This window comes from Arthrobacter sp. TE12232 (assembly GCF_054062615.1).
Window position 1 is genome coordinate 3,718,968 of the sequence record NZ_JBSSFK010000001.1, and the last position, 23,096, is coordinate 3,742,063.

21 protein-coding genes are annotated in these 23,096 nt (G+C 67.9%); 14 read left to right on the forward strand and 7 right to left on the reverse strand.

What is annotated here, in order from left to right:
* Window positions 1-65 precede the first annotated feature (65 nt).
* On the reverse strand, window positions 66-569 hold the full coding sequence (locus tag ACVWZ7_RS16680) for an Lrp/AsnC family transcriptional regulator (protein WP_091248924.1): 504 nt from the start codon (window positions 567-569) through the stop codon (window positions 66-68).
* A gap of 150 nt (window positions 570-719) precedes the next feature.
* Between ACVWZ7_RS16680 and ACVWZ7_RS16685 the strand changes: the two genes are divergently transcribed.
* Window positions 720-1,865: a trans-sulfuration enzyme family protein gene (locus ACVWZ7_RS16685; protein ID WP_456508507.1), complete on the forward strand. Its 1,146-nt coding sequence runs from the start codon at window positions 720-722 to the stop codon at window positions 1,863-1,865.
* A gap of 138 nt (window positions 1,866-2,003) precedes the next feature.
* Here ACVWZ7_RS16685 and ACVWZ7_RS16690 read toward each other — a convergent pair whose 3' ends face one another.
* A complete protein-coding gene (locus ACVWZ7_RS16690) occupies window positions 2,004-3,254 on the reverse strand; it encodes an MFS transporter (RefSeq protein ID WP_456508508.1) in 1,251 nt (416 codons plus the stop codon).
* 120 nt (window positions 3,255-3,374) lie between these two features.
* Here ACVWZ7_RS16690 and ACVWZ7_RS16695 point away from each other — a divergent pair, with 120 nt between their 5' ends.
* Window positions 3,375-4,439 (forward strand): LysR family transcriptional regulator, encoded by a 1,065-nt coding sequence (locus ACVWZ7_RS16695; protein ID WP_456508509.1) that lies wholly within the window; start codon window positions 3,375-3,377, stop codon window positions 4,437-4,439.
* A gap of 152 nt (window positions 4,440-4,591) precedes the next feature.
* On the opposite strand, the gene ACVWZ7_RS16700 is transcribed toward ACVWZ7_RS16695, so the two are convergent.
* Entirely contained in the window at window positions 4,592-5,683 is a 1,092-nt protein-coding gene (locus tag ACVWZ7_RS16700; protein WP_456508510.1) for a nitronate monooxygenase, read from the reverse strand.
* 36 nt (window positions 5,684-5,719) lie between these two features.
* Here ACVWZ7_RS16700 and ACVWZ7_RS16705 point away from each other — a divergent pair, with 36 nt between their 5' ends.
* The 9 genes from ACVWZ7_RS16705 to ACVWZ7_RS16745 all read left to right on the forward strand — a co-directional run bounded on the left by ACVWZ7_RS16705 (window position 5,720) and on the right by ACVWZ7_RS16745 (window position 14,953).
* On the forward strand, window positions 5,720-6,712 hold the full coding sequence (locus ACVWZ7_RS16705) for an N-acetylglucosamine kinase (protein ID WP_456508511.1): 993 nt from the start codon (window positions 5,720-5,722) through the stop codon (window positions 6,710-6,712).
* 50 nt (window positions 6,713-6,762) lie between these two features.
* Complete coding sequence (locus ACVWZ7_RS16710; RefSeq protein WP_091248929.1) at window positions 6,763-7,218, forward strand: NUDIX hydrolase; 456 nt, start codon at window positions 6,763-6,765, stop codon at window positions 7,216-7,218.
* A gap of 404 nt (window positions 7,219-7,622) precedes the next feature.
* Complete coding sequence (gene rsgA, locus ACVWZ7_RS16715; RefSeq protein ID WP_456509131.1) at window positions 7,623-8,807, forward strand: ribosome small subunit-dependent GTPase A; 1,185 nt, start codon at window positions 7,623-7,625, stop codon at window positions 8,805-8,807.
* 240 nt (window positions 8,808-9,047) lie between these two features.
* Window positions 9,048-10,151, forward strand: a complete 1,104-nt coding sequence (locus ACVWZ7_RS16720; protein ID WP_344362583.1) for an ABC transporter ATP-binding protein — start codon at window positions 9,048-9,050, stop codon at window positions 10,149-10,151.
* Window positions 10,151-10,885, forward strand: a complete 735-nt coding sequence (locus tag ACVWZ7_RS16725) for an ABC transporter permease (RefSeq protein ID WP_344362585.1) — start codon at window positions 10,151-10,153, stop codon at window positions 10,883-10,885. The genes ACVWZ7_RS16720 and ACVWZ7_RS16725 overlap by 1 nt, the downstream gene beginning before the upstream one ends.
* On the forward strand, window positions 10,882-11,628 hold the full coding sequence (locus tag ACVWZ7_RS16730) for an ABC transporter permease (protein ID WP_456508512.1): 747 nt from the start codon (window positions 10,882-10,884) through the stop codon (window positions 11,626-11,628). Before ACVWZ7_RS16725 ends, ACVWZ7_RS16730 begins: the two co-directional genes overlap by 4 nt.
* Window positions 11,625-12,569: an ABC transporter substrate-binding protein gene (locus ACVWZ7_RS16735; protein WP_456508513.1), complete on the forward strand. Its 945-nt coding sequence runs from the start codon at window positions 11,625-11,627 to the stop codon at window positions 12,567-12,569. Before ACVWZ7_RS16730 ends, ACVWZ7_RS16735 begins: the two co-directional genes overlap by 4 nt.
* A 237-nt stretch (window positions 12,570-12,806) precedes the next feature.
* Window positions 12,807-14,027, forward strand: a complete 1,221-nt coding sequence (locus tag ACVWZ7_RS16740) for a pyridoxal phosphate-dependent aminotransferase (RefSeq protein ID WP_456508514.1) — start codon at window positions 12,807-12,809, stop codon at window positions 14,025-14,027.
* Between the two features lie 71 nt (window positions 14,028-14,098).
* A complete protein-coding gene (locus ACVWZ7_RS16745) occupies window positions 14,099-14,953 on the forward strand; it encodes a polyphosphate kinase 2 family protein (RefSeq protein ID WP_456508515.1) in 855 nt (284 codons plus the stop codon).
* Window positions 14,954-14,978: 25 nt separating this feature from the next.
* Here ACVWZ7_RS16745 and ACVWZ7_RS16750 read toward each other — a convergent pair whose 3' ends face one another.
* Together ACVWZ7_RS16750 and xseA are read right to left on the reverse strand one after the other, a co-directional pair.
* Window positions 14,979-15,209 (reverse strand): exodeoxyribonuclease VII small subunit, encoded by a 231-nt coding sequence (locus ACVWZ7_RS16750; RefSeq protein ID WP_116767306.1) that lies wholly within the window; start codon window positions 15,207-15,209, stop codon window positions 14,979-14,981.
* Window positions 15,210-15,367: 158 nt separating this feature from the next.
* Window positions 15,368-16,654 (reverse strand): exodeoxyribonuclease VII large subunit, encoded by a 1,287-nt coding sequence (gene xseA, locus ACVWZ7_RS16755; protein WP_456508516.1) that lies wholly within the window; start codon window positions 16,652-16,654, stop codon window positions 15,368-15,370.
* 246 nt (window positions 16,655-16,900) lie between these two features.
* Here xseA and ACVWZ7_RS16760 point away from each other — a divergent pair, with 246 nt between their 5' ends.
* Both ACVWZ7_RS16760 and ACVWZ7_RS16765 read left to right on the forward strand, forming a co-directional pair.
* Window positions 16,901-17,761, forward strand: a complete 861-nt coding sequence (locus tag ACVWZ7_RS16760) for a hypothetical protein (RefSeq protein WP_456508517.1) — start codon at window positions 16,901-16,903, stop codon at window positions 17,759-17,761.
* Between the two features lie 9 nt (window positions 17,762-17,770).
* The gene (locus ACVWZ7_RS16765; RefSeq protein WP_091248953.1) at window positions 17,771-18,859 is read left to right on the forward strand and encodes a 4-hydroxy-3-methylbut-2-enyl diphosphate reductase; all 1,089 of its coding nucleotides are present in this window, start codon (window positions 17,771-17,773) and stop codon (window positions 18,857-18,859) included.
* Window positions 18,860-18,898: 39 nt separating this feature from the next.
* On the opposite strand, the gene ACVWZ7_RS16770 is transcribed toward ACVWZ7_RS16765, so the two are convergent.
* Window positions 18,899-20,137 carry a DNA recombination protein RmuC gene (locus ACVWZ7_RS16770; protein WP_456508518.1) on the reverse strand — a complete coding sequence of 413 codons (1,239 nt, stop codon included), beginning with the start codon at window positions 20,135-20,137 and terminating at the stop codon, window positions 18,899-18,901.
* A 242-nt stretch (window positions 20,138-20,379) separates the two neighbouring features.
* Here ACVWZ7_RS16770 and ychF point away from each other — a divergent pair, with 242 nt between their 5' ends.
* Window positions 20,380-21,465, forward strand: a complete 1,086-nt coding sequence (gene ychF / locus ACVWZ7_RS16775) for a redox-regulated ATPase YchF (RefSeq protein WP_091249401.1) — start codon at window positions 20,380-20,382, stop codon at window positions 21,463-21,465.
* A 136-nt stretch (window positions 21,466-21,601) separates the two neighbouring features.
* Here the strand turns inward: ychF and ACVWZ7_RS16780 are convergent, their stop codons facing one another.
* Entirely contained in the window at window positions 21,602-23,077 is a 1,476-nt protein-coding gene (locus ACVWZ7_RS16780) for an aldehyde dehydrogenase family protein (protein WP_456508519.1), read from the reverse strand.
* Window positions 23,078-23,096: the final 19 nt, after the last annotated feature.

The following is a 23,096-nucleotide window of genomic DNA, read 5'->3' on the forward strand; positions in this document are numbered from 1 at the left end:
CGGGCCCGGAAACGGGCCCGGAGAAGGCCCCGGAGAAGGCCCCGGCAACCCGGGAGGCAGCCAGCTTACGGCAGCGGGCCGTGGTTGCCCTGGATGTGGTCGAACACCAGGGTGGTCTCGGTGTGCCCCACGACGGGATCGGTGGCAAGGTTATCCAGCACCCAGTCCCGGAGGTCCTCGGTGGTGGCCACGGCGATGTGCAGCAGGTAGTCCACTGATCCGGAGGTGTGGAAGGTCGAGAGCACTGCCGGGAGCTTGGGGACCCGGGCCGTGAAGCGGTCGATCTGTTCGCGGTCGTGGGCGCGGAGCCGGACGGCGATGAGGGCCTGGACCGAGCGCCCGATCGCGGACAGGCTCAGCTTGGCCTCAAAGCCCTCGATGATGCCGCGCTCCGACAGGGCGCGGGTGCGCATCAGGGCCGTCGACGGCGCGATCCCCACGAGCTCTGCCAGTTGCTTGTTCGAGATGCGCGCATCCGCGACGAGGGCAGCTAGCAGGCGCTCGTCGATCGCGTCCAGCGGCTCGCTGGCACCCGCTCCCGGCCGAACATTCTTCGCACTGCTGCTCACGGATCCTCCTTGAAGTGTTGTCAGTTCATCATAAGCGGCACAATCCAACAGTTCCATTCAGAACCCCTACTAAACCTCGAATTATTGCCAGATACTTGCGGCATTCAATGGTGAATATTCGTAAGGAGTAAGGTGCTCTCTCAAGATTCAATGGCGGTACATGCAGGCCGGGACGGGCTCACCGAACTGGGCGTGCATGCGGTGCCGATCGATTTGTCCACGACCGCGCCCCTTCCCTCCGTGCACGACGGCGGCCTGGCTTACGAGCACATGGCCACGGGCGGCTCGCACGTGGAGGGTCAAAGTACCGTTTACCAGCGGCTGTGGAATCCCACGGTGGCAAGGTTCGAAGAGGGCGTCGCCGTCCTGGAAGGCACCCCCGAGTCCGTCGCCTTTGCCACCGGCATGGCGGCGCTGAGCGCGGTGCTCCTCGCCGTGGTCGCGGCCGGCAAGAAGCACGTCGTGGCCGTGCGGCCCCTATATGGCGGCAGCGACTATTTGCTCGCCTCCGGGGTCCTCGGCAACGAGGTCACTTTCACGACGCCCGATGGCGTTCGTGCGGCCCTCCGTCCGGACACGGGCCTGGTGATCCTGGAGACGCCGGCCAACCCGACCCTGGAGCTCGTCGATATTGCCCGGGTGGTTGCCGCTGCCGACGGCGTGCCGCTCCTGGTGGACAACACGTTCGCCAGCCCGGTGCTGCAGCAGCCCTTCAGGCACGGTGCCGCCATGGTGCTGCACAGTGCGACGAAGTTCCTGGGCGGCCACGGCGACGCCATGGGCGGCGTGGTGGCCACGGCCTCCGATTGGGCGGTGCGTCTGCGCCAGATCAGGGCCGTGACCGGCGGAATCCTGACCCCGTGGCCGGCCTATCTGCTGCACCGCGGACTGGCGACGCTTCCCGTCCGGGTCCGCGCCCAGCAGGCCAGCGCCGGAAAGGTCGCGGTTGCCCTGGCAGGGCACGGGCTCGTCAATCGGGTCTACTACCCGGGCCTGGCCGAATGCGACCCGCGGGGCCTCATCGGCACCCAGATGTCCGGCCCGGGATCGCTCATGGCCTTCGAGCTCGCCACCGCCGAGCACGCCGAGCGGATCCCGGCCGCCGTCGCCATGATCACGCACGCCGTCTCCCTCGGCGGCATCGATACCCTCATCCAGCACCCGGCCGGACTCACCCACCGTCCGGTCGAAGCCTCGGCCAAGCCCCACGCGAGCCTGCTGCGGATCTCCGTGGGGCTGGAAGACCCGGCGGATATCATAGCCGACCTCGTGCAGGCGATCGAGGCAACCCGGTAGGGTGCGTCCTTCTGGTGCCTACCGGGGTACGGCCGCCTGGCCGCAGACCGCGGCCGTCCCGCCGGGTGCCTCCGTGCTCCCGGCTGGGGCGGCTCCGGCTGCGGCGTGCAGGGTTGCCGTGCCTCCGGGTGCCGGGGCCTACGCAGGATGCGCGACGGCGGTGATCACCGCCGTCGCGCCGGCCAGTCCGATGACGGCCAGTGCGAGGGCCGTCCAGCCGAGTCCCTGGAAGAGCAGGCCGCCGGCCCAGCCGAGCACGCTGGAGCCGAGGTAGTACGCGAGGTTGTACAGCGAGGCCGCCTGCGCCCGGCCTGTCGTGGCGATGAGTCCGGTCCAGCCTGAACCGATGCTGTGCGCCGCAAAGAAGCCGCCGGTGAACAGCAGCAGCCCGATCAGGATCGGGACCAGCAGTTGCGTGAGCGTCAGGGCCAGGCCGCCGGCCATTAGCGCCGTCCCGGTGATCAGGACGGTGCGCCGGCCGAACCGCAGGGTCAGCCCTGCCGCCCACCTCGCCGAAACAGTTCCGGAGAGGTAGGCCAGGAAGATCAGGCTGATCGCCGTGGCCGGCAGGCTGAATGGTTCCCCCGAAAGCCGGAACCCGAGGTAGTTGTACACGGCCACAAAGCCACCCATCAGCAGGAATGCCTGGGTGTACAGGGCCAGCAGCCGGGGATTGCGGGCATGGCCGGCCAGGGTCCGGACGGCCCCGCGGAAGCCGCCCGCAGCCGCGGCCGTGAACCCCTGCGCCCGCGGCACAAGCACGAGGAACAGGACGGCGGCAGCGGTGGCCAGTACGGAGACGGCCAGGGCCGCGGCCCGCCACCCCCACAGTTCGCCGACCGGGCCCGCGACCAGCCGGCCGGCGAGGCCGCCCAGGGTGGTCCCGGCGACATAGCTTCCGGCGGCGAGCGCGGCATGGGCCTTGTTGACCTCCTCGTTGAGGTACGCGATGGCGATGGCCGGGATGCCGCCCAAAGCCATACCCTCAAGCATCCGCAGGCACAGCAGCATGGGGAAGCTGGAGGCCAGCGGGACCAGCAGGCCCAGGACCGTGGCCGCGGAAATGCCCCACATCATGGCCCGGACGCGGCCGATCCGGTCGGCCAGGAAGGACCACGGGAGCACCGTTACGGCCAGCCCCACGGTGGCCAGGGAGATCGTCAGTGCGGTTTCGGCGGCCGAGACCTTCAGATCCGCCGCCAGGATGGGGAGGACCGCCTGGGTGGAGTAGAGCTGGGCGAACGTTGCGACGCCGGCGAAGGCAAGTCCGGCGAGGATCCGGCGGTAGGCCTCGGAGCCTTTCGGATGACCCGCCCACGGGGCAGCCTTGGCAGCAGAGATGGCCGCGGGAGTGGGACCGGCTACGGAAGCCGCGGAAACGCGAGGCATGCCTTCAGGGTAGAACGTGCCTGAGGGATGCTTCCAATGCATGATTTCCATAGGATAGATAGCAAATATGGAACATTTATGGCAGAAATCCCGAGGAGAGCGGAAGAAGGCGGGCAGGGCGTGGATGTAGAACACAGGCAGCTGGTGCAGCTGCTGCCCCTCCTGCCGTTGCTGGCAGAACTCGGCCGGACCGAGCACATCACCGAGACCGCCGAGATCCTGGGGCTGCCGCAGTCGACCGTGAGCCGGGCGATTGCCCGCGCCAGTGCCATCGTGGGTACGGACCTGGTGATCCGGGACGGCCGCGGGGTGCGGCTGACTCCCGCCGCGAAGGCCCTCCTGCCCCACATCGATGCCGCCCTGGCAGAATTCCAGACCGGGCTGGATGTTGTCCGACACGAATCGGAAGTGGTCCGTGGCAGGATTGCCGTGTCCTTCCAGCACACCTTCGGCGAGGCGATGCTGCCGCTGCTCATCAGTGCGTTCCGGAGCCGGCATCCGCAGACTGCCTTTGACCTCAGCCAGGGGGCCCGGGACGGCTGCCTCGCGGAACTGGCCGCAGGCTCCGCCGACCTGGCGCTCACGGCCCCGGTTGCCGCACCGGGCAGGAGCATCGGCTCGGCTGCCCTGTACCGGGAACCGCTGCGCCTGGTGGTGAACCACCGGCATCCGCTGGCCCGCCGCCTTCGGGCACGGGTTGCCGACATCCGGCACGAGCCGTTCGTGGCGATGGGAACCGGCTACGGCATGCGCTCGCTAACCGACGCGCTGTTCCGGGAGGCAGGATTCCGTCCCCGTATCGCCTTCGAGAGCCAGGACTCGCACACCGTCCGCGGGCTGGTCTCGGCCGGGCTCGGCGTGAGCATCCTGCCCCCTGGCGGCTCCGCACCCGGGCGGCGCTACCCGTCAGACGGCAACGGCCAAGGCAACGGCGTCGACGACGGCGGTCGGGGACCCGCGCCGCACGTCCCCTCCGCGGGCAACGGCGTCGACGACGGCGGCCCCGGGTGGGTGGAAATTCCCCTGGATTCGGCGCTGGCGTTCCGCGAGATCGGCCTTGCCTGGCGGGAACGCCGTGGCGGGGCCGACGCCGAGCCCGACCCCGTGCGATTGTTCCGCGAACTCGTGCTGCGCGACGGGCCCGCCCTCCTGGCCGGTTTCGTGCGGGAACGCTCGGAAGGCTGAGCCTGGCCGAGGGGTGCCCGGCCCCCGGGTGCCGGTCCTGCGGGCGCGAGTTCGCCGGAAGGCTGCGAAGTCGCCGAAAGGTTACGGCGAAATGGGGCGCTTCCGGCGAACTCGGTGCGAACTGGGGCGACCTCGGCGCTGCGGCGGCCCGCTCAGCCCAGAACACGCGCCAGGACCCCGGCCACTGGTCCGGCCTGTGCCTGCTGCCAGCCCGTGCCCGCCCACAGGTTCACTCGTTCCGCATCCCCAGCGGCGGCCGCCGCAGCCCGGAGGGGCGCCGTGAGGTGGTGGACAGCCGGATAGGCCTCCGGCGCCCCGGGATGGTCGCGGATAAATTCGTTCTCCAAGGCCCGCGCCGCCCGGCCGGTGAAGGCACGCGTCAGGCGGGTCCGGGTGAAGTGCGGATCCGCCAGGGCATCCTTGTGCAGCTGCCGGGCCCCGCTTTCGTCCGTGCGAAGAAAGGCCGTGCCCAGCTGGGCCGCGACGGCCCCGGCGCGCAGCACGGCGTCGAGCCCGGCCGCGTCCATCACGCCGCCGGCCGCCACGAGCGGTAGGTCGACGGCGGACCGGACCTCCGCGAGCAGCTCCGCCGTCGTGCCGCCCTGCCGGGAGAAGTCATGCAATGACCCGCCCTGAGATGAGCCGAGAAGCGGGGAACCGGCCGGCCGCGCTGGCGGCGCCGGCGCCGGAAGGAACGCCGAGCTATGTCCGCCGGCGCTCGCGTGCTGCACCACCAGGGCGTCCACACCCTGTCCGGCCGCCTGCCGTGCCTCGGCCGCGGTGGTGACAGTAGCCAGTACTGCCGACCCCGCCCGCTGCAGGGCCCGGACCACGTCCGGGCCCGGGAGCCCGAAGGCGAAACTGACCAGCTCCACGGGATCTGCCAGCAGGGCATCAATCTTTGCCTGCCACTCGTCGTCATCATCCAGCCGCAACGGAGGGAGTTCCACACCGTACCGCAGAGCATCGGTACGCAACTCCCGGCGGTACTCCTCAAGCTCCGCCACCACCGCCGCGGACGGCGTCAGCTGGGCCGGATCCGGGACAAACACATTCATGCCGAACCGGGCGCCGGATTCCCGGGTGGTGCGGACGTCCACCTGCATGGCCGCTACGCTCTTGTAGCCTGCCGCCAGGAAGCCGAGGCCGCCGGCCCGGTGCACGGCCCCAACGAATGCGGGCGTGGACGTACCCCCGGCCATGGGCGCCGCAATGACGGGGGTGCCGAAAAGGTCGTGGGGCATTGCGGGCTCCTTGCAGCGATTCAGTACTCTGTTCCAGTGACTAACACTGACAACCCGCCGGCGGCGGACTCCGTTCCATCTTCCACCACGTCGACCGGCACTGCGGCCGGTGCGACCGTTCCGGCAACGGACGCCGCCCCGGCGGCGAAGGGTGCCGTGATCGGGCTGGATATCGGCGGGACCAAGACCCGGGGCGTCCGGTTCGAGGACGGCATCCCCGTCGCCGACGAATCCGTGGGCAGCTCTAACGTCCAGAACGTCACCCCCGAGGAAGCCGCCCGCAACCTGGCCGAACTCTTCGCCAGGATCGGCGGGGGAGAAGTCGCCCAGGTCTACGCCGGCGCCGGCGGCATCGACACCGACGACGACGCGGCGGCGCTCGCCGCGCTGATTGCCCCGCACGTGCCCGGGGCCCGGGTCACGGTGGTCCATGACTCCCGGCTGCTGCTCGCCGCAGGCGGGGCCAGCACCGGTGTCGCTGTGATCGCCGGCACCGGCTCGGCGGCGTGGGGCAGGAACAGCCGCGGCGAGGAAGCCCGGGCCGGTGGCTGGGGCTACCTGCTCGGCGACGAAGGCAGCGGCTACTGGCTGGGCCGGGAGGCCGTCCGGCACAGCCTGCGCCGGATGAACCAGGGGCTGGAACCGGACGAACTCACCAAGGCCCTCCTGGCATCCTGCGGGGTGGACCACCCGAACAAACTGATCGCGTTGTTCCATTCACCGGAGACCGGACGCCGTTTCTGGGCCCAGCAGGCCCGGCTGGTGGTGGAGGCCGCGGACGCCGGCCATCTGCCGAGCCAGGCATTGATGGACCAGGCCGGGCGCGACCTCGCCGACCTGGCGGAGCAGACCGTCAGGCAGCTCGGCATCGACGGACCCGTCATCCTGGGGAGCGGACTCGGCATGAACGTGCCACGGCTGCAGGAGTCGTTCCGCACGGCACTGGCCGCCGCCGGAATCACCGATGTGCGGGTCCTGCAACAGGAACCCGTGTTCGGGGTGCTGCAGCTGGTGGCAGAGCAGGACTAGGCAGAGCAGCGGTCGGCCGGCGGAAAACCGGCGGCTACTACGCTGGAGGGATGAGCATGCAATTCGATACCCGGCCCGCCGCCTACGCCGTCATCATCCGCGACGCCGAGATCCTGCTGGCGTACTGGAAACAGGACGGACGAGAGGGCTGGACACTGCCCGGCGGGGGCCTGGACCTGGCCGAACATCCGGTCGACGGGTGCCGCCGGGAGATCCAGGAGGAAACCGGCTACGACGCCGAGATCGGCGCCATGCTGGGGATCGACGTCGGGCACTGGCCTTCCGAGGTCCGGCTCGACGGCGGCGAGCGGGACTTCCAGTCGCTGCGGCTCGTTTACGACGCGACGATCACCGGCGGAGAACTCCGCCACGAGGTGAACGGGAGCACCACCCACGCGGCATGGATTCCGCTGGATGAGGTGGCAGAGCTGAACAGGGTCTCGCTGGTGGATGCCGGACTGCGCCTTTACCGCGAGCGGCCCTTGAACGGCAAACTTTCCGGCTGACTCCCTAGCCAGGCGCGGGCCCCTTGGCTATTGTGTAGAAATCGCCGGGCGGCCCTTGGTCCGGGAACTAGCCAGAATGGTTGGCCCGATTGACTGGCCGGAATAAACAGCCGCAGACAGCCGGCAAAGGACGGGGAGGTGGAAGCAATGAACGCGATATTTCTGAGCGCACAGCGCGCCGATACAAGCCATGTCATTATTCCTGCCCCGTCCCACGGCGCAGCCTAGCCGTTCCCGCTAGTCTCCCACGCATGCTCGGCTCCGCACGCCGCAGCGAGCGCCCATGTGCCGTACCACGGGGCCCCATCAAGGGTTTTTCGTTGACCAATCCTGCTGCATTCCCGGGCGCCCGTGGCGCCCTTGACACCAACTCATTCGGCACCACGTCGCTTGACACCACTTCACTGGACACCACGTCACCGGACACCACGTCACTGGACACGGGTCCTGTCCGCTACGGCTACACGGCCGGCGTCGCGGAGCGGTACGCGGCCCATCCCGTGCCGGGAGGCCGCCGCCCGGGCCGCGTCATCCGGGTGGACCGCAACCTCGTCCTGGTGGCCGAGGCTGGCGGCACCGCCCATCTGGCCTACCCCCGCGGCGGGGAGCCTCCCGCCACGGGGGACTGGGTCTGGATCGGTCCGAACACGGCGGGGGAGCCCGCCATCGTGGGCATCCTGCCGCGTCATTCGGAGCTGAGCCGCAAGCGTGCCTTCGAGTCATCCTCCGACGCGCAGGTGCTGGGCGCCAACATCGACGTGGTGGGCATCGTCGTCCCGCTGGATCGGCCATTAACGCACAACCGGCTGGAACGCACTCTCGTCGCGGCCTGGGACTCGGGGGCCACACCTCTGGTAATCGTCACGAAGGCGGACCTCGCGGACGTGGCGGACGACGTCGTGGGGACGGTGGTGCGCCAGGCGGCCGGCGTCGACGTCGTCACCACCTCGGCCGAGCACGGCGACGGCCTCGACGAACTGCTCGGCCATGTGCCGCCCGGCGGCACCCTGGTGCTGCTGGGGCCCTCGGGGGCCGGAAAATCCACGCTCATCAACGCCCTCGCCGGCGTTGCGGCCCAGGAGACCGGGGAAGTCCGGGCGGGCGACGGCAAGGGCAGGCACACCACCACGTCCCGCGAGCTCGTTCCCCTGCCCGGCGGCGCGGTTCTGATGGACACGCCGGGAGTGCGCGGCTTCGGGATCTTCGACGCCGGGGATGGAATGGAGGAGATGTTCGGCGACCTCGAGGAGCTCTTCGGGCAATGCCGCTTCTCAGACTGCGCCCACGGCCGGGAGCCCGGCTGCGCCGTCCAGGCCGCGCTCGTCGACGGCGTCCTCGATGACCGCCGCTGGTCCAGCTACCTCAAGCTGCAGCGCGAACTCGCCGCCCTCGCCCGGCGCCACGACGCGGCCGCGCGGCGGGCCTACCAGCGTGAATGGCACCAGAAGATCGCGACGGCGGGCAAGAGCCAGCGGTCGGCCGAACGGGACAGCCACGAGCAAGCGCGGGACCGCAGCGGCAAGAGCGCCCGCGGCAAGGACGGCACTGTCAGCAGTAAGGGCGGCAAAGCTGGCCGGCGCCCCCGCTGACGTGCACCGCGGCTTGCCGCCGCGGACCGGGTGGCGGGCCGGAAGCTTGTGCGGCCCGCCACCCATCCGGCGCCGCTGTGGTTCCGAAGCCTTACAGGAGCCGCTGCGCCGCTGGCCACATTTCCATGACTTTGTCATGAGTGCTGGTTAGTCTAAGTGCTAACTGCTTTATGGCCGGCACACTGACGAACAGTAGGCTGGTCCGTTCGATGTTGCGCCAACAGTTAGGTAAGCCCGGAAATGGCCGAAGCCATGATCGAGTTCCAAAACGTCACGAAGCAGTACCAGGGCGGCCAGGCCGCCGTTGACGGGCTGACCATGTCCATCGACAAGGGCGCCATCACGGTCTTCGTCGGACCCTCCGGCTGCGGGAAAACCACCTCCCTGCGGATGATCAACCGCATGGTCGAGCCCACATCCGGCACCATCACGGTCGACGGCGCCGACGTCACCTCCGTGCCGGCCGCTCAGCTGCGCCGGTCCATGGGCTACGTCATGCAGTCCTCCGGCCTGATGCCGCACCGCTCAGTGCTGGACAACATCGCCACCGTGCCCCGGCTCAACGGGGTATCCAAAACGGAGGCCCGCAGGCGCGCGCAGGAACTGCTCGACGTCGTCGGGCTGGCCTCCTCACTCGGCAAGCGCTACCCCTCCCAGCTGTCCGGCGGCCAGCAGCAGCGCGTCGGCGTCGCGCGGGCGCTGGCAGCCGATCCGCCCGTGCTGCTCATGGACGAGCCTTTCAGTGCCGTGGACCCCGTGGTCCGCGACGAGTTGCAGCAGGAGCTCCTCCGGCTCCAGCGCGACCTCGCCAAGACCATCGTCTTTGTCACCCACGACATCGACGAGGCCACCGTCCTGGGCGACAAGGTGGCCGTGTTCGGCATCGGCGGCAAGCTGGCACAGTACGCCGCCGCGGAAGAAATCCTGCGCGCCCCCGCCAGCGACTTCGTGGCGTCCTTCGTGGGCCGGGACCGGGGATTCCGGCACTTGGGATTCAGCCCGTCCGACGGCGTCACCATCCACCCCATCCGCACAGTCACGCCGGACCAGCTCCGGCAGGAGGGCAGCTCCGACGACTGGCAGTTGGTGGTCGACGGCGAGCTCCGTCCCCTTGGCTGGGCCGGCCCCCGCACCGGTGCCGGTGCCGCCCCGGCGATGGTGCCCGGCGGCTCGCTCTTCCGCAAGGGCGAGACCCTCCGCCGGGCCCTGGACGCGGCCCTGTCCTCCCCGTCGGGCCTTGGCGTCGCGGTCGACACCGACGGCCGGGTAGCCGGGGTCATCGCCGCAGCCGAAGTCCTCGCCGTGATCGAGTCCGACCGCAATGTCCGGCACGGAGGGCTCTGATGGAGTGGTTCCTGGCCAACAGCGCGGAGGTCTTCACGCTCGCAGGCCAGCACCTTGTCCTCGCGGTCCTGCCGATGATATTTGGCCTGGTGATTTCCATCCCTCTGGCCCAATTTGCCCGGCAGAACCGGGGACTCCGGTCCGTGGTGCTCACCGGGTCCTCGCTGCTGTACACGATCCCCTCGCTGGCGCTCTTCATCATCCTGCCCACCATCCTGGGAACCCGGATCCTGGATCCGGTCAACGTGGTGGTCGCCCTGACCATCTACGCGGTGGCGCTGCTGGTCCGCGCCGCCCTGGACGCCTTTGATTCGGTGGACGAGGACCTCCGCCAGGCCGCCGTCGCTATGGGCTTCACGCCGGTTGCACGGTTCTTCCAGATCGACCTGCCGCTGTCCTTGCCGGTCATGTTCGCCGGATTGCGCGTGGTCTCGGTCAGCAACATCTCGCTGGTCAGCGTCGCCGCCCTCCTCGGCATCGGGAACCTGGGGATGCTGTTCACCTCGGGCCTGCAGCGGGACTTCGTCACCGAAGTCGTGGTGGGCATCATCGCCATCCTGGTCCTCGCGCTCCTCATGGACTCGGTCCTGGTGCTGCTGGAACGGGTGCTGACGCCGTGGACGCGGGCGGCCGGCCCGGCAGGAGCCGCCAAACCCGGAGCCGGCGATGAAGCGCCGGGGCGGCGGGGCGTCGCGCGGCGCTTCTCTGAGTCCAAGGCCGGGGGCACCGCATGAGCAACGTCGTCACGGACACCTTCAACTGGCTCACCGATCCCGCAAACTGGAGCGGCAGCAACGGGATTCCGGTGCGGCTTGCCGAGCACCTGGCGTACACCGGGCTCGTCATGGTGATCGCCATCGCGATCGCTGTGCCGGTGGGCCTGTTCGTGGGCCATACCGGCCGCGGGCGGGTGGCCATCGTTGCCCTCGCCGGTGCGCTGCGTGCCCTGCCCACCCTCGGCCTGTTGACCTTGTTCGTCCTGGTCGCCGGGATCGGGCTGATGCCGCCGATCTGGGCACTGGTGATCCTGACGGTCCCGCCCCTGCTGGCCGGCACGTACGCCGGGATCTCCAGCGTCGACGCCAACGTCGTTGATGCCGCCCGTGCCATGGGCATGACCGAGATGCAAGTGCTGTTCCGTGCGGAATTCCCCAACGCGCTCCCCGTGATGTACGGCGGCTTCCGGACCGGCGTGCTCCAGGTGATCGCGACCGTCTCGGTGGTGGCCTACATCAATCTGGGCGGCCTGGGCCGCTACCTGTTCGACGGGCTGGTGCTCTCCGACTTCCCGCAGATGCTGGGCGGGTCCCTGCTGATCGCGGCCCTCGCCATCGCCGTCGACCTTGTCCTTGCCCTGATTCAGAGGCTCTTCCTGTCACGGGGCGCCTTTTCCCAGCCAGACCGCAGCCAGCAGGCTGCGGTTGATCTCACAGACCCCGTATTCGCGGGGACTGTTGTTCAAGGAGGTATGTCATGAAGGAATCCCGCCAACGAGCCCTCGGCCGGCGCGCATTCGGCGGCCTGGCCGCAGGCGTGGGCTTGGCCATGGCCCTGTCCGCCTGCGGAGGCTCATCCAATCCGCTGAGCTCGGCCCCGGCCAGCAGCGGCGCCTTGGTGATCGGCTCCGCTGACTTCCCCGAGAGCCAGATCCTGGGCGAGGTCTACGCCGGCGCCCTGAATGCCGCCGGCGTCACGGCCAGCACGAAGCCGAACATCGGCTCGCGCGAGGTCTACATCAAAGCGGTCCAGGACGGATCCGTGGACGTCGTACCCGACTACAGCGGCAACCTGCTGCTCTACGTGAACAAGGACGCCACCGAGGTCTCCGCCGAGGACATCGCGAAGGCACTCCCGACCAAGCTGCCGCAGGGCCTGGCGGTGCTCGACGCCTCCAAGGCCGAGGACAAGGATGCCATGGTGGTCACTAAGGCCACGGCCGAGAAGTACCAGCTGAAGTCGATCGAGGACATGGCGAAGGTCTGCGGAGACCTTGTCATCGGAGCCCCGGCAACCTTCGCCGAGCGCGCGTACGGGCTGCCCGGCCTGAAGAAGAACTACAACTGCGTGCCCAAGAGCCTTGAGCCGTTCAGCGACGGCGGCGGCGCGGTGACGCTCAAGGCGCTGCTCTCGGACCAGGTCCAGGTTGCGGATATCTACACCACCACCCCGTCCATCCCGGACAACGACCTCGTGGTGCTGGAGGACCCGAAGAACAACTTCATCGCCCAGCAGGTCCTGCCGCTGTACAACTCGGCCAAGATGACGGACAAGGCCAAGGAAACCCTGAACGCTGTGTCCAAGGTCCTCACCACGGATGACCTCATCAACCTCAACCGTGCCGTCAGCGGCAGCCAGAAGCAGAACCCGAAGGACGCCGCGGACGCGTGGCTGAAGGAGAAGGGCTTCGTCAAGCAGTAGCCGGCACGGCAGGGAATCGAGGCAAGGGGAGCGCGGCGGCAACATGCCGGAAGCGGACCCGCCCGACCCCCGCCGGGCCGTCGACGAACTGACGGCGACTTGATGCCGACGTGATGACATACCGGCGACGCCGGTGGACGGGCCAGAAGCCCGGCCACCGGCGTCGTTGTTACCGCCGGGGCCGGGTGTGAGTCATGTCTCAGCGGAAGTACATCCTCCATATGGCATATTTGATGGATGGCAGAATTCAAGCAGTCCACCAAGCTTCATAATGTCCTTTACGACATCCGTGGACCGATTCTTCAGGCCGCCCAGCAGATGGAGGCAGAGGGTCACCGGATCCTCAAACTGAATATCGGAAACCCGGCCCCGTTCGGGTTTGAAGCGCCGGACGCGATCCTGGTGGACATGATCCGCCACCTGCCGCATGCCCAGGGCTACAGCGACTCCCGCGGCATTTTCTCCGCCCGCACCGCGGTCTCGCAGTACTACCAGACCCGCGGGATCCAGAACATCCACGTTGATGACATCTATTTGGGCAACGGCGTCAGCGAACTCATCACGATGTCGCTCATGGCCCTGCTCGACGACGGCGACGAAGTCCTGATCCCTACCCCGGACTACCCGCTGTGGACTGCCTCGGTCGCCCTGGCCAGCGGCAAGCCCGTGCACTACCTCTGCGACGAGGAGTCCGGCTGGCAGCCCGACCTCGAGGACCTGGAAGCGAAGATCACGCCGCGCACCAAGGGCATCGTGGTCATCAACCCCAACAACCCCACGGGTGCGGTGTATCCGGAGGCGACGCTGAAGAAGATCGTCGCCCTCGCCGAGAAGCACGGGCTGGTTCTCTTTGCCGACGAAATCTACGAGAAGATCCTCTACGAAGACGCCGTGCACGTAAACCTCGCCTCGCTCACGGGCGACGACGTCCTGTGCCTGACGTTCAGCGGGCTCTCCAAGGCCTACCGGGTCTGCGGCTTCCGGGCCGGCTGGATGGCCATCTCCGGGCCGAAGAAGGCCGCGGCGGACTACCTTGAGGGCATCAACCTGCTCGCCAACATGCGCCTCTGTGCGAATGTTCCGGCTCAGCACGCGATCCAGACCGCCCTCGGCGGTTATCAGAGCATCAATGACCTGATCCTGCCCGGCGGGCGGCTCCTGGAGCAGCGAAACAAGGCCTACGACATGCTCAACGCCATCCCGGGCGTCAGCACCCAGCAAGCCCGCGGTGCCATGTACCTGTTCCCGCGGCTGGACCCTGAGGCCTATCACATCCGCGACGACGAGAAATTCGTCCTGGACCTGCTCCGCGAGCAGAAGATCCTCCTCTCCCACGGCAGGGCGTTCAACTGGGTCCGGCCTGACCACTTCCGGATGGTGACGCTGCCCAACGTCAAGGACCTCGAGGAAGCGATTAACCGGATGGCGGACTTCCTGAGCCGGTACAAGGGGAACTAGGCTTCGGTCAGCAGCGCAATGGGGCACTCGCCCCCCGCGGCCCGCGCTGCGCCAACCGGAAAGAGGCGTTGATGGCAGGCTCCGCGACATTCGATGACCACCCCTCGAAACTCCTGAAGGTCGGGAAGGGCTTCAGCCTGAAGGCGCTGGACCCCGACTCGACCCCCGGCTACGACGGCGAGAAGCCCGACGGCGAGGAGCTGCTGGACAGGCTGGACGACAAACTCGCCCGGCTCCAGGAGCAGCTCTTCGCCGAGTCCCGGTTCGGCGGCACCAAACGGATCCTGCTGGTCCTGCAGGCCATGGACACTGCCGGCAAGGGCGGCATCGTCACCCACGTCATGGGCGCCATGAATCCGCACGGCGTCCAGCTCAAGTCCTTCAAGGCACCCACCCAGGCGGAAAAGTCGTACGACTTCCTGTGGCGGATTGAGAAAGAAGTGCCTGCGTCCGGGATGGTAGGGGTCTTCGACCGCTCCCACTATGAGGACGTCCTGATTCACCGCGTCCACCGCTGGGCCAGCCCCGAGGAGCTGGAGCGCCGCTACCGGGCCATCAACGAGTTTGAAGCGCGGCAGACGGGGGCCGGGACCAAGATCGTCAAGGTGATGCTGCACATCAGCCGCGACGAGCAGAAGGCGCGCCTCCTGGCCCGTCTGGACGACCCCGCCAAGCTCTGGAAGTACAGCGGCGGGGACCTGAAGGAGCGGGCCTTCTGGGCGGACTACATGGACGCCTACCAGAAGGCCTTCGACAAGACCAGCACCGAGCTGGCCCCGTGGCATGTGGTGCCGGCCAACAAGAAATGGTACGCCCGCATCGCCGTGCAGCAGTTGCTCCTGGAAGCCCTCGAGAGCCTGAAACTTCAGTGGCCGGTTCCGGACCTCGACGTCGACATGGAACGCGAATTGGTGCTGCGGTCCTGAACTGCGGTCTCTAAGGGGCGGATTCCTAGCTCTCCTCCACGGCCTGGTCGCGGGCCGCGGCGAGCCGCTTGCGGGCGCCTTCGAGCCACTGTTCGCAGCGCTTGGCCAGCGCCTCGCCGCGCTCCCACAACGCGAGTGACTCCTCCAGGCTGGCGCCGCCGGCTTCCAGCTTGCCGACCACGCCGACCAGCTGCTCGCGGGCGTCCTCGTAGCTCAGGGCCTCGATGTCCGCGTTGGGGATTGATTCTGCTGCCATGCGGGTGGTGCTCCTTGGTTAGTGCGGGGTCTGGTTTTGTGCGAAATCTGGCTAGTGCAATGTCTGATGATTGCCGTGTCTGCTGACAGCAATGTCGGGTTGTTCCGGGGCCCGGCGATGCGCTCTGCAGAGTCGCTCCGCGGAGTCGCTCCGGCGGGTCACTCCTCGGCCGGTACCTGGCCGCCGGTGGACTGTGCGCTGAAGCGGCCCCCGGCCACCCGGACCGTCAGGTCCGTGCCGGCGGGCGCCTGCGAGGGGTGCCGCACGACGTCCCGGCGGGTCCCGGGGGCGGCGCCGGCGTCGGCGAGCTGGACCACCGCGTAGCCGCGATCGAGCGTCTTCTGCGGCGAGAGTGCCCGCACCTGGGCCTTGAGGTGGACCAGCTGGTCCGCGGCCCGGACCACAGCTGTGCTGATGGCCGAGTGCGAGCGGAGTTTGAGCCGTTCGACGTCGTCGTGGCGCTGGGTGATCATGACGTCGGGGGACAGCAGCACCGGGCGGGAGCGCAGGGACGCCAGCCGGTCGCCCTCGCGTTCGACGAGCCGGACGACCCCGCGGCGGAGCTGATCGCGCGCCTGCCGGACCCGGGCAAGCTCCTCGACGACGTCCGGAACGATCCTCTTCGCCGCGTCGGTGGGGGTCGAAGCCCTGAGGTCGGCAACATCGTCGAGGATCGGCCGGTCGGCCTCGTGTCCGATGGCGCTCACCACGGGGGTGGACGCGTCCACGACCGCCCGGATGAGTTCCTCGTTGCTGAACGGCAACAGGTCTTCGAGGGCGCCTCCGCCGCGGGCAATGACAATGACGTCGACCTCGGGATGGGCATCGAGATCGCGCAACGCCGCGATCACCTGGGCGACGGCGGTGTTGCCCTGGACCGCGACTTCGCGGATCTCGAATTCAACGGCCGGCCAGCGCAGGGCAGCATTGCGAAGCACATCCTTCTTGGCATCGGAATCACGGCCGGTGATCAGGCCGATCCGGTGCGGGAGCAGCGGGAGCCGCTTCTTGCGGGAATCGGCAAAGAGCCCCTCGGCGGCGAGGGCCTGGCGCAGCCGCTCGATCCGGGCGAGGAGGTCGCCCAGCCCCACAGGCCTGATGTCCTTCACGGACATGTTCAGCCGGCCCGTCTTGAGCCAGAATTCGGCCTTGAGCAAGGCCACCACCCGGGAGCCGCGTTCCAGCGGCGCGTCCTGGCGGTCCAGCACGGTGGTCCAGACCGACGCCGGCAACGAGATCTCGGCGTCGATGTCCCGCAGCGTCAGGTAGGCATTGCTGCCCCGCCGGTTCAGCTCGATCACCTGCCCCTCAACCCAAGCCGAGGGTGCGCGGTCGATATGCATCTTGAGCTTCTGGGACAGCAACTGCAGCGGCCAGGGATTGTCCGGGCTGGTCTCGGCCGCGGTGGCCGGAAGCGTGGTGGCCGCCGCCGCTTCCTCAGGCATGCGTGGGCTCCGTGGCGGAGAGTGCCTCGTGGAATGCCTTGTGCATATGCGTGCGTGTCCTTTGCCCGGGCGGGACTGCCGGCACCCGCTTCCCGTCGGGGAGCGCCGGCCGGCAGCCGGAAGTTATCGCTTTCAACTCTATCCATAGCTTCACTGTCCATAGCTTTACCAGCGGGGCCTGACTTTATGGTCATGCGCGGGACCGCCATAGGATGGGTGGGACCCCAACGACCTCCTAGGAATCCCTTGCGCACTTTTGTCTCCGCCGCCGCCGTCCTCGTCGGGCTCTTGATGGCCGCCGTCGCCGTTCCTGCCATGTGGGTGGACCGGAACATCGTCCAGGAAGACGGTTTCGTTGCCCTGACCGCGCCGCTGGGCAAGGACCCGGCCTTCCAGCAACGGCTGGCCACGGCCGCCGTCGACGCCCTGGCCTCCGGCGCCAACATCCCCGAAGCCCTCACCCAGCTTGCCCGGCCGGTCCTGGACAACGCGGCACAATCGCTGACCGCGCTGCCCGGCTATTCCGACGCCTGGGCGGAAACGTTGCGCAAGAGCCACCGCCTGACGTTCGCCGACCCCAGCACGGTGCCACCGGACGCGGACGTGACCTCGTCGCTGACTCTTGATGTGGCACCGCTCGTGGGACTCGTGGCACGTCAGGTTTCTGAGGCAACCACCCTGCCGCTGGAGGGCCCCGGCCAGGTGCTGATCCATATCGGGCAGTCCAACCAGCGCCAGCTCATCGAACGGGTCACCGTCTACGCCCCGATGGGATACGCCGTCGCAGTCGGCGCCTGCATCGCCTTCGTCATCGCGTTCGTTGCGGCCCGACGCCGATGGGCCGTTTTGGCAGGCATGGGCGTCGGGGCGCTGGTGCTCGCCGGGGTATGGAAACTTGCCAGCGACGCTGCCGGTGCAGCCATCGCCGCCACCTCGAGCGGCAACGATGTTGCGGAGCTCTTCAAGAGCGAGTTTGTCGCGGCGTGCTCAGCCGGTTTCGGGCAGTGGATCGTCGCTGCCGCCGTGGCCGGAGCGGCCCTGCTGGCCACGGGAATTGCCGTCCGCGTGACCGGGGCCCGCAAACGGGGCAACTTTGAACACCGGTAGCATGGGAGCATGACCTCCACCGCTGTATCCGTTCCGATGCCATCCGTTCCGCGCCGGCGGCGTTCACCGGAAGACGTTCTGGCAGCGGCCCCTGTCGCCGGCCCCAAAAAGGTTCTCCTGGCAGCCCCGCGCGGCTACTGCGCCGGCGTTGACCGCGCAGTCATCGCGGTGGAAAAAGCCCTTGAGCACTACGGCCCGCCCGTCTACGTGCGCAAGCAGATCGTGCACAACGTCCACGTCGTCAGCTCCCTGGAGGAGAAGGGTGCGATCTTCGTTGACGAAACCGACGAGGTCCCCGAAGGCGCCCTCGTGATCTTTTCGGCGCACGGCGTCTCACCGGCCGTCGTCCAGTCAGCGGAAGACCGCGGCCTTCGGACCATTGACGCGACCTGCCCGCTGGTCACCAAGGTGCACCGCGAAGCCGTCCGGTTCGCCAAAGACGACTTCGACATCCTGCTGATTGGCCACGACGGCCACGAGGAAGTGGAAGGCACCGCCGGCGAGGCGCCCGAGCACATCCAGATCATCAACGGCCCGCACGAGGTCGACAAGGTCACGGTCCGCGATCCGGAAAAGGTCATTTGGCTCTCGCAGACCACGCTCAGCGTTGACGAAACCATGGAGACCGTCCGCCTCCTCAAGGAGCGGTTCCCCACCTTGCAGGATCCGCCCAGCGACGACATCTGCTACGCCACCACCAACCGGCAGGTGGCCATCAAGAAGATCTCCCCCCAAGCGGACCTCGTGATCGTGGTGGGCTCCGCCAACTCGTCCAACTCCGTCCGCCTCGTAGAGGTGGCGCTGGAATACGGCGCCAAGGCCTCCTACCGTGTCGACTTCGCCAACGAGGTCGACGAGGCTTGGTTCGAGGGCGTCGCCACCGTCGGCGTGACATCGGGGGCCTCCGTCCCCGAAGTGCTCGTCAAGGACGTGCTGCGGCTCCTGGCCGACTACGGCTATGGATCGGTCGAGGAAGTCGTCACTGCCGAGGAAGACCTCCTCTTCTCCCTGCCGAAGGAACTCCGGGCCACCCTGAAGCAGGCCGGCGATGTCTCCCGCGCCCTCGGCGGCCGCGGCACCCGCCCCGAGCAGTCGTAGGGTCCGGGCCCAGAACCCGGGCCCGGAACCCGGCCCGGCTCAGGCCGCGGACTCTTCCGACTCGTCACGGGGCTGCAGCTCGGGTGCTGCGACCGCCCGCGGCGTGACCTCGACGGCCGGGGGAGTGACCAAGCCGGTGGCTTCGAGGGAGTTCAGCTTCCTGGCGGTGGGCAGGACCCGGGCTTCGAGGGTCCCGACCATGGAGTTGTACCGCTCCACCGAGGTCTTCAGCGAGGACCCCAGCTTGGTGACGTTCTCGCCGAGTGTGCCCATGCGGTCGTAGAGCTGCCGGGCGAGCTCGAAGAGTTCCCGGGCGCTGTCCGTCAATACGTCCTGCCGCCACGTGAACGCCACGGCCTTCAGCACAGCCAGCAGGCTCCCGGGCGAGGCCAGGACCACGTTCTTCGACAATGCATAGTCCAGCAGCGCCGGATCCGCCGAAAGGGCGGCGGCCAGAATGGACTCTGCCGGAAGGAAGCAGATCACCAGCTCCGGGGAGTTGCCGGGGATGTCCCAGTACTTCTTGCTGCCCAGCGCGTCGACGTGGGCCTTGAGGGCCTTTGCGTGGGCAGCGAGGTGCGCCTGCTGGCTGCCGGACGGCTGGGCGGCCTGCGGGCCCGCGGGCGCCGCGCCCAGCTCCTGGGCGGCGAGATAGGACGCGAGGGGTACCTTCGCGTCGACGACGAGCTGCTTATCTCCTGGCAGCTGCACGACGAGGTCGGGCCGGAGGCTGCCGTCCGTCCCGGCGCTATGGGCCTGCCCGCTGTGGACCTGTTCGTGGAAGTCCACGTGGCGCAGCATCCCTGCTGCCTCGACCACCCGACGCAGCTGAACCTCGCCCCACTGGCCGCGTGCGCTGTTGGACCGCAGGGCCGACTCGAGCGCATGCGTGGACCGCAAGAGCTGCTCATCAGACAGGCGGGCCTCCTGCAGCTGCTGGGCGAGCTGGCCGTACTGCTCCAGCCGGTCGCGTTCCAGCAGGGAGACCTGCTGCTGCACGGCCGTCAGTTTTTCCGCCACCGGTGCCAGCGCCCGGAGCACACTTCCGTCCTGGTTCCGGGACTCGCCCAGCTCCCGGTTCTGGGCCGCGAGAAGGCGCCGCTCGGCGTCGGCGGCGGCGAACTGCGCGCTGACCTCCGAAAGCCGGGCCGATACGCCGTCGAAGTCCTGTTCCACGGCGAGGTAGCGCCGGCGGAGCAGAACGAAAACGACGGCGGCGCCGGCAACGGCGCCCGTGAGCAGCATGAGCAGGGCAAGAATCAGTGCAAAAGCATCCATGACTTCACTGTTGCACGCCCCTGTGACAGTTTTTGGCGCCGACGCCCGGATGACGCCCCGAACGGGCCCGTAAGACCGCCCGTACGACGCCAGGAAGGCACCCGGCAGGTGCCCGGCAGGTGCCCGGAAGGCGCCCGGAAACGTCCCGGAACTGCGCTCCTGCCGGTTTCGGCCCGGCCGCCCTGACCCCCTGCCGGACCCGCCACGGCGATCCCCAGCCTGGGCGGGTAGAATATATGCTCGTGGCTCTTACTATTGGCATCGTCGGACTGCCCAACGTCGGCAAATCAACCCTTTTCAACGCACTGACCCGCAACCAGGTCCTCGCGGCGAACTACCCGTTCGCCACGATCGAGCCGAACATCGGCGTCGTGAACCTGCCGGATGCCCGGCTTGAAAAGCTGGCCGGCATCTTCGGCTCCCAGCGCCTGCTGCCTGCCGCCGTGTCCTTCGTGGACATCGCCGGCATCGTCAAGGGCGCATCGGAGGGTGAAGGACTGGGCAACCAGTTCCTCGCCAACATCCGCGAGGCCGAGGCCATCGCGCAGGTCGTCCGCGTGTTCGACGACCCGGACGTCATCCACGTCGACGGCAAGGTCGATCCCCGCTCCGACATGGAGACGATCAACACTGAGCTGATCCTGGCCGATCTGCAGACCATCGAAAAGGCCATCCCGAGGATCGAAAAAGAAGTCAAGATCAAAAAGCGCGAGGCGGCCGAACTGGCAGCCATCCTGGCGGCCCAGGCCGTCCTGGAACGCGGCGACACCATCTTCTCCTCGATCAAGAGCGACAAGCTGGAGATGGAGCACCTCAAGGAGCTCGGCCTCCTGACCGCCAAGCCCTTCATCTACGTCTTCAACGCTGACGAGGGGATTCTGGGCAGCCCGGAGAAGCAGGCCGAACTGCGCGCGCTTGTGGCCCCGGCGGACGCCATCTTCCTGGACGCCAAGCTCGAGTCCGATCTCGTGGAGCTCGACGAGGCAGAAGCCCGCGAGATGCTGGAAATGAACGGTCAGGATGAGTCCGGGCTGGACCAGTTGGCCCGTGTAGGCTTCCACACCCTCGGGCTGCAGACCTACCTCACGGCCGGTCCGAAGGAAACCCGCGCCTGGACCATCCGGCAGGGCGACACCGCCCCGCAGGCGGCCGGCGTGATCCACTCCGATTTCCAGCGCGGTTTCATCAAGGCCGAGGTCGTCTCCTTCGATGACCTGATCGAGGCCGGCTCCATGGCCGAGGCGAAGGCCCGCGGCAAGGTCCGGATCGAAGGCAAGGAATACATCATGGCCGACGGCGACGTGGTCGAATTTAGATTTAATGTATAGTTCCTGACCCGGTGGTGGCGCCTGCCTGAATATGTCCAATTGATTCAGTACCCCTCACCGACGGCTGCGCAGCACGAAAGTAGCCTGCCCGGACATGCTTGTCCCGGCAGGCTACTTTCGTATGTGCCCGCTTGGTTTAGAGGCGGGTGACGCCGATTGTGTGGTCGGTGGTGAACTCCTCAATGGCCCAGTCGCCGTTGAAACGACCCAACCCGGAATTGCGTTGGCCGCCGAATGCCACATGCGCTTCATCCTGGATTGTCATCTCGTTGATGAATGTCATACCGGCTTTGATCTTGTGGGCGAACTGCAGACCGCGGTCGAGGTTCTGGGTAAAGACCGCGCTGGAGAGGCCGAAGACGTGATCGTTGGCGAGCTGAAGGGCGTGAGTCTCGTCCTCGGCTCGCAGAATGGCGACCATGGGACCGAAGATCTCCTCGCGTGCGATCTCCATCTCGGCCGTGACGTCGGCGAAGACGTGTGGGGGCACGACCCTACCGTTGATCTCGCCTTCGACGACGGTGCGGGCGCCGGCCTCCCGGGCCCAGACGATTTTCTGCTTGAGTCCTGCAAGCTGGGAGTCGTTGACCACAGGGCCTACCAGGGTGCCTTCGGCGGCGGGGTCGCCGTATACAACCGACGCGGCAGCCTCGGCGAAGTGGGTGACGAACTCGTCGTAGACCGGGGCTTCGACGATGATCCGGTTGACGGACATGCAGATCTGGCCTGAGTGCAGGAAAGCACCAGGGACGGCGGCGGCTACGGCTGCTTCGAGGTTGGCGTCGTCGAGTACCACCAGTGGGGCGTTGCCGCCCAGCTCCAGGGCTACCCTCTTTAGGTGTTTGCCGCTGGTGGCGACGGTGCCTACGTTCTGTCCCACGGGGGTTGAGCCGGTGAAGGAAATCAGACCTGGGATAGGGTGGGCCACGAAGTCGTCGCCGATATCCGATCCGGCGCCGATAACAGTGGAGAGGACTCCGGCCGGCAGACCTGCTTCCTCGAAAATCCGTGCCAGGATGAGCGCGCCGGTAACAGGAGTGTCGCTGGCCGGTTTGAGGACCACGGCGTTCCCCAAGGCCAGGGCCGGTGCGACGGACCGCTGTGACAGGTGCAGGGGGAAGTTCCAGGGGCTGATGACGCCCACCACACCGATCGGTTTGCGGTAAACGCGCATCTCCCGGTTGGGGGTGTTGGAGTCGAAGATCCTGCCGTGGACGCGGGTGGGAAACGAGGCCGCTTCCTGGGTGATGCCGACGGCGAGTGAGACCTCGATGTTGGCCTTCAGCAGGGTGGAACCTGACTCGCGTACCAGCCAGTCAACTATCTCTTCGCGTCGCTCCTCGAGGATCTGCGCTGCACGGCGCATCACCTTCTGGCGTTCGGCCGGCGGCATGGCGGCCCACCCGGTCTGAGCTGCTTCGGCGGCGCGGTACGCCTCGTCGACGTCGTTGACGGAGGCCTGGCGGATGGTGGTCACTACGCTGTCGTCATAAGGGTTCGTCACGGTGAGTGTCTTCACGGACCGACCCTCACGCCATTGTCCGGCGATGTACTGGAGGGTGGTGTCCTGCCCGGCGAATCTCGCCGGTGCTTTGATGGTGGAGGTGGTCATGGGGTGTCGCTCCTGTTCA

What these genes read in the sequence shown, in the direction of transcription:
- xseA (WP_456508516.1), bottom strand. Translation starts at nt 16,654, where the DNA reads ATGCCTGAGGAAGCGGCGGCGGCCACCACGCTTCCGGCCACCGCGGCC.
- ACVWZ7_RS16725 (WP_344362585.1), top strand. Translation starts at nt 10,151, where the DNA reads ATGGAGTGGTTCCTGGCCAACAGCGCGGAGGTCTTCACGCTCGCAGGC.
- ACVWZ7_RS16745 (WP_456508515.1), top strand. Translation starts at nt 14,099, where the DNA reads ATGGCAGGCTCCGCGACATTCGATGACCACCCCTCGAAACTCCTGAAG.
- ACVWZ7_RS16740 (WP_456508514.1), top strand. Translation starts at nt 12,807, where the DNA reads ATGGCAGAATTCAAGCAGTCCACCAAGCTTCATAATGTCCTTTACGAC.
- ACVWZ7_RS16735 (WP_456508513.1), top strand. Translation starts at nt 11,625, where the DNA reads ATGAAGGAATCCCGCCAACGAGCCCTCGGCCGGCGCGCATTCGGCGGC.
- ACVWZ7_RS16770 (WP_456508518.1), bottom strand. Translation starts at nt 20,137, where the DNA reads ATGGATGCTTTTGCACTGATTCTTGCCCTGCTCATGCTGCTCACGGGC.
- ACVWZ7_RS16720 (WP_344362583.1), top strand. Translation starts at nt 9,048, where the DNA reads ATGGCCGAAGCCATGATCGAGTTCCAAAACGTCACGAAGCAGTACCAG.
- ACVWZ7_RS16750 (WP_116767306.1), bottom strand. Translation starts at nt 15,209, where the DNA reads ATGGCAGCAGAATCAATCCCCAACGCGGACATCGAGGCCCTGAGCTAC.
- ACVWZ7_RS16730 (WP_456508512.1), top strand. Translation starts at nt 10,882, where the DNA reads ATGAGCAACGTCGTCACGGACACCTTCAACTGGCTCACCGATCCCGCA.
- ACVWZ7_RS16685 (WP_456508507.1), top strand. Translation starts at nt 720, where the DNA reads ATGGCGGTACATGCAGGCCGGGACGGGCTCACCGAACTGGGCGTGCAT.
- ACVWZ7_RS16710 (WP_091248929.1), top strand. Translation starts at nt 6,763, where the DNA reads ATGAGCATGCAATTCGATACCCGGCCCGCCGCCTACGCCGTCATCATC.
- ACVWZ7_RS16765 (WP_091248953.1), top strand. Translation starts at nt 17,771, where the DNA reads ATGACCTCCACCGCTGTATCCGTTCCGATGCCATCCGTTCCGCGCCGG.
- ACVWZ7_RS16700 (WP_456508510.1), bottom strand. Translation starts at nt 5,683, where the DNA reads ATGCCCCACGACCTTTTCGGCACCCCCGTCATTGCGGCGCCCATGGCC.
- ACVWZ7_RS16690 (WP_456508508.1), bottom strand. Translation starts at nt 3,254, where the DNA reads ATGCCTCGCGTTTCCGCGGCTTCCGTAGCCGGTCCCACTCCCGCGGCC.
- ACVWZ7_RS16780 (WP_456508519.1), bottom strand. Translation starts at nt 23,077, where the DNA reads ATGACCACCTCCACCATCAAAGCACCGGCGAGATTCGCCGGGCAGGAC.